The sequence below is a fragment of the Streptomyces sp. NPDC044061 genome, assembly GCF_056434305.1.
In genome coordinates this window covers 1-3,937 of record NZ_JBWKFL010000137.1, presented here as the reverse complement: position 1 = coordinate 3,937, position 3,937 = coordinate 1, and the positions used below count along the sequence as shown (strand labels likewise).

3 protein-coding genes are annotated in these 3,937 nt (G+C 62.5%); all 3 read right to left on the bottom strand.

Annotated features, from left to right (window positions below):
• Nucleotides 1-462, bottom strand: coding sequence for a DUF6262 family protein (locus AC07CM_RS50475; protein WP_478883299.1), 462 nt, complete (start codon nt 460-462; stop codon nt 1-3).
• The gene (locus AC07CM_RS50470; protein WP_478883298.1) at nt 452-2,320 is read right to left on the bottom strand and encodes a tyrosine-type recombinase/integrase; all 1,869 of its coding nucleotides are present in this window, start codon (nt 2,318-2,320) and stop codon (nt 452-454) included. The genes AC07CM_RS50475 and AC07CM_RS50470 overlap by 11 nt, the downstream gene beginning before the upstream one ends.
• Nucleotides 2,321-2,718: 398 nt before the next feature.
• Nucleotides 2,719-3,825 (bottom strand): tyrosine-type recombinase/integrase, encoded by a 1,107-nt coding sequence (locus tag AC07CM_RS50465; RefSeq protein ID WP_478883297.1) that lies wholly within the window; start codon nt 3,823-3,825, stop codon nt 2,719-2,721.
• Between the last annotated feature and the right edge of the window lie 112 nt (nt 3,826-3,937).

Here is a 3,937-nt window from a genome sequence, read left to right as displayed (position 1 = left end):
TTATCTAGGGCCACCGAACCTTTCCTCCGCTGTGACCAGTGTGTCTGTGTCGTGGACCTTGTCTGAGTCGGGGCGCGGAGTCAGCTTCATGTGGCGGACCTCGCCGTGTAGCTGGGCGACCTGCTCGCGAAGCTGACGGTTCTCCTCGCGGAGTTCTCGGATGAGCTCGTGGGCAAGGGTGAGGCGCTGGCGGAGCGAGCTGTCTGATGCGCGCTCAACTGGCGCCTTGGCGCAGACCGGTGCGACGCGCTGGTCTTCACGGAGGCGGGTAATCTCTTCGCGGATTTCAGTTTCGGCGTAGAGCCACGCGCGGGAGACCCTGGCGGTCGCTGCGACACTCGCCATGGTGAGCGGTTGTCCGGCGTCCCTGAGTTGTTGGATCGCCTTGCGTGCCCGGGCGAGTGTTTGCTCGCGTCGGTCGCGTGCGGCCGCGGCCAAGTGGTGCGAGTTGTCAGCTCGCATCAGACACCTCCGGGTCGGCGCAGGGGCAGCCGGTTTGGCGTTCGCGACAGCCGCACCCTGAATCGTCCTCGAGCGTGCTGATGATCTTCAGCAGGTTGGATTCGACGGTGCGGTTCATCTCAACGAGGCGGTTCTGCCCCTGGACTTGCCCGCGGACGATGAGCTGTCGGGTGGTGGCGAGCTGGGCGTGGTGCTGCGGAAGAAATTCAGCCGTGGTGACGAACATTGGACAAGTCAGGCAGGCATTGGCGTGCGGGCAGGTCTTCTGGAGAGGCAGCCCGCAGTAGCCGTTTGGAAGGGCCATTTTTGCTCTGGCCAGGTTCTCCTTCATCCACACTGCGTCCGACAGCGGGCTGGCAGGTCCGGTGTCGACCGGCTCGCCATGGATGTCGATCTTCCTGGCTCGTTCCCATTGCTCTCGAATGGTCTTGTCCGCAAGCGTTGCGTAACGGGCGGTCATGGCGTGCGAGCTGTGGTCCAGCAGGCGGCGTACGACCTCTTGCGGCACGTCATTGTTGATCAGTCGGGTGGCGTACGTGTGGCGGAACCTGTGCGGAGTCACGTGTGCTGGACGCCCCAGTTCATCGGTGACGTTGCAGGCATTCAGCCAGGCCTTCAAACGGGCGTTGAAGGTACTTCTGTGCATGGGGAAGCGACCGTCGGGGTTGGTACCTTCGCGAGGCAGCAACACCGTTCCGTGCGGGAAACTCGCTGCGACGCGAGCCTGTTGCTCCTCCACCATTTGGGAAAGTTCATCATCGATCGGCACGACCGCTTCACGGCGCATCTTGTGATTGCGATAGCGCAGGTAGGGGGCGCCTTGTGGATCCCGGATGAGGCAGTCGAGCGTGAGCTTGCTAGCGTCGCCGATCCTCAGTCCTGTGCGCATCAAGACTTCAACCAGCAACCGCTCCCGCGGGTCAGTGAGTTGGTTGAGATTCTCAGGTCTTTCAAGTTGTGCCATGACGAACTCCGATAGAAACCGCGGTGCTGTGCTGCGGTCCTGGCGGGGGTGGTCGTCCGGGTAGAACGCAGCATCCGCTGGAAGCTGAGGAGCCCATCCCTGCTGTCGGCAAACACGTAAGAGGCCAGTGATGATGCTGATCTCGGTGCTCCGGCTTTTGGGGTGGGGTAGCGCCTTAGTCAAGTTGGCCAGGTAGCCCTCCAGCGAAATCCGATTCAGGACGGCAGCACTTCTGGAATCGGCGAGTTCGGGAGTGAGCTCGGACAGACGGGTGATCGCGTTGTTGTCCTTGCGGACCTGGGAGAGGCTCGTGCCGCTGGACAGACGCCAGCGGCACCACCGTTTGGCCAGGTCACGCAACCATTGTGGGGAGATCTGCGTGAACTCAAGCCTCGCGTTGCGCCCGACCGCGAGCCCCAGTTGCCGGAGCCGCCACGCATCACGAGGAAACTCGATCTCCCAGCCCACACCGTCCCGGACGTCAAGGACGCGCTCGATGGTGTCCCGAAGAAAGGACAACGCACCAGTAGTCCAACTACTTTGAGCCTGGAACTGTTCCTCCCACCAATCCAGTGGGTGATCCAGAACGGAGGACGCGCCGCTTTCGGCCAGAAAGTGCAGCAGAGGCCTGATCAACCTGGCTGTGGACTTCACCCGGAACTCGTCGGCCCTGCACTGGAGCGCGTACTGAATCTCGAGCTTCATCATCGGTGGCAGCGGCCGCAGGTCGAATCGGCACTCACCGTAGTGGACGCAGTGGAATACGAATTTCTCCAATGGCGGCCGGTCGTGCTGAAGCCACCTTGTGCGGTGCGAGCGGCACAACTGCGGCGAACTGGGCTCAGCCCACAGGGTGCATTCCGGCACCACACATTCGATCCCGTCTTTCTCCATGGGCGGCAACGCGGCCAGCCATGGTCCCGGGTCGGGCTGTCCCAGCCTTCGCCATTGACGGTAGTGCCCGGGACACATCCCCCGGCCTTGGAGTCCGCGGTGGCATCCCGAAGCCCGGCATTTTTCCAGCGGCCGATGTCCCTTCGCTCCGGGGTCCGCGGATGCAGCCCACGGAGTGCGCGGAGGTCGCCCGTCTTGGGACCAACGGCCGTAGTGCGGGCTGCAGAAGCCGTTCAGATAGCTGGAACGACCGCAGTCAGGAACCTCACAGACCGGGGTCCCGAAGATCGCATCTCCGGGTTCAGGGATGAACACGTCCACCTGGAATTCCGAGCGGATCAGACCCGCCAGCTTCCGGGATAACCGCTGAACGCCAGGCAGTGGCAAAGGTTCGACGCTCACCGGGCTGCCCTTTCCTCGCTCAGCCATCCGGCGGCCACCAAGGCCCTTCGGGTGTCCTCGACTTCCAGATGCGCGTATGTGTCCGAGGTCGTGGTGACGGATGCGTGGCCGAGGAGAGTCTGGACCACTTCAACCGGCACTCCGCGGCGAAGCAGCTCGGTGGCATAGGTGTGGCGAAACGAGTGCGGGCTGAACGGGATCCTCGTGCGCTCGCGAATCCGCCGCACGAGGTCATAGACGCTGGAGTAGGCCAGTGGCCGGCCATGCGGAGATGACCACAAGTTCACGAAGACGTAGTCGCAGTCCAAGTTGCCATATTCCTCATGCAGGTAGTCGCTGTAGAGTCGCACGACGTCGGATCCGACTGGCACCTGGCGAAACCAGCTCTTCGCCCGTGCCCTGTTGGTGTTGGTTCGCTGGCACACCCTCACCAGCCGAGCGGCAGCGTCGATGTCCTCGTGTCGCAATCCGAGTGCCTCACCGATCCGCAGCCCGGTGCAGTCCAGCAACGTGAGCAGGAAACGGTCCCGCAGCCGGTCACAGGCCCTCGTGACGGCCTCGACCTGGTCCCGGCTGAGAGTGCCCGGGATCGACTTCTCCTCCCGGAGCTTGATGCTGCGTGATCTCTCCGGCCGAGTGCCAAGATGCGCCAGGAAGGGCCGCCAAGTTCCCCCAGCAGGGCCCGCTGAACGGCGCCATGTCACCAGCAGGTCGCCCAGATTCAACCCGTGTCTCTGATGGAATTCGTAGAACGCGGAGACCGCTGAGAGTTTGCGGTTGATTGTGCTCGTTGAACAGTGGCTCTCTGCCGTAGGTAGTGCAGTTACCCGGCCATCCCTCGCTATCGGCGGCAGCCTTAGCCAGGTGACAAAGCGGCCCAGATCATCGAGCTGAACTGCCGTCCAATCCAGGTCGGCGGCCTGTGCGAACTCGAAGTAGTCCGCCAGGTCGTGGGCGTACGCCTTCACTGTGTTCGGTGATCGCTCCACCGCATACAGATGAGCCAGGAACTGTTCTACCGGCGCCACGACCGTCCGTGTCTGATCTACCACCGTCCAAGATTCAACCCCCGCCGATGGCATCAACACCCGCTGGACAAGCACTACTTCTCCCTCGTGGACACTGAAGATAAGAACTCCACGAGGGACAACGAGCTACACGACAACAAGTGACGTTTACATCAAAGACAGAAGAGAAACGACCCTAGATAAGCGC

Bases quoted from the DNA above. Each gene is read 5' to 3' on its own strand.
- AC07CM_RS50475 (WP_478883299.1), bottom strand. From the start codon at position 462: ATGCGAGCTGACAACTCGCACCACTTGGCCGCGGCCGCACGCGACCGA.
- AC07CM_RS50470 (WP_478883298.1), bottom strand. From the start codon at position 2,320: ATGGAGAAAGACGGGATCGAATGTGTGGTGCCGGAATGCACCCTGTGG.